At 61.7% G+C, this 948-nt stretch carries 1 protein-coding gene; it reads right to left on the reverse strand.

Annotated features, from left to right (window positions below; genetic code table 11):
• Positions 1-948 (reverse strand): IS3 family transposase (locus J8I82_RS37795; RefSeq protein WP_209765736.1); only part of this gene is annotated, 948 nt, incomplete at both ends.

Below are 948 nucleotides of genomic sequence, written 5' to 3' on the forward strand. Positions count from 1 at the left end.
TAGGGCTGAGGTAACCCAGCGTGGAATGAAGCCGTCGGTGATTATAGAAGGCTATCCAGTCGAGCACTGCGTCCATGACCTCGCGCCGGGTGGCGAAGTTTCTTCCGTGCAAACTGGCAGTCTTGAGCCGTCCCCAGAAGCTCTCGGTCGGCGCATTGTCCCAGCAATTCCCCTTCCGGCTCATGGACGAGCGCATGCCCCAATCGCGCATGGTGCGCTGGAACTCATGGCTGCAATATTGGCTGCCACGATCACTGTGGAAGATCGCCCCCTGACCCGGGCGGCGCCGGAACCAGGCCATCCGCAAGGCGTCCTGGACCAGGCTGGTCTGCATGTGTGGCGCCATGCTCCAGCCCACCACCTGACGGCTGAACAAGTCAATGACCGCGGCCAGGTACAACCACCCCTCACCGGTGGCGATGTAGGTGATGTCTCCACTCCAGAGCTGATTGGGGGCATCAGGGGTGAACCTACGTTGCACCAAATCGGCGGCCACCGGCAAGTTATGTTTGCTGTCAGTGGTGACAACAAATTTACGCTTGGTGCGCGCGCGTAGGCCATGCCGCTGCATCAGGCGACGCCCCCGCTCCTTGCCCACCCTGACGTCGCACGCGAGCAGCTCCTTATGCATGCGCGGCCAACCATATTCCTGCTTGACCTCGGCATGGATGGCACGCAGGTGGGCCAGCACCGCCTCATCGCTCTGGCGTCCACCGGAGCCGGGGCCAGTTGACTGCCGTTGGCGCCAAGCGAAATAGCCACTGGCGCTCACGCCCAGCACCTCGCACGAGATACTCACTGGCCGGTGCTTTCTCACTTGGTAAATCCAGGCATACCTTGCAACACGTCCTGCGCAAAGTATGCCGCGGCTTTTTTTTGCGATATCGCGCTCCATTCTCAGGCGCGCATTCTCCGCCCGCAGCCGAGCCAACTCCATCTGCTCAGGCC

It is taken from the genome of Cupriavidus consociatus, assembly GCF_017814975.1.
In the GTDB taxonomy this organism is placed as follows: Bacteria; Pseudomonadota; Gammaproteobacteria; order Burkholderiales; family Burkholderiaceae; genus Cupriavidus; species Cupriavidus consociatus.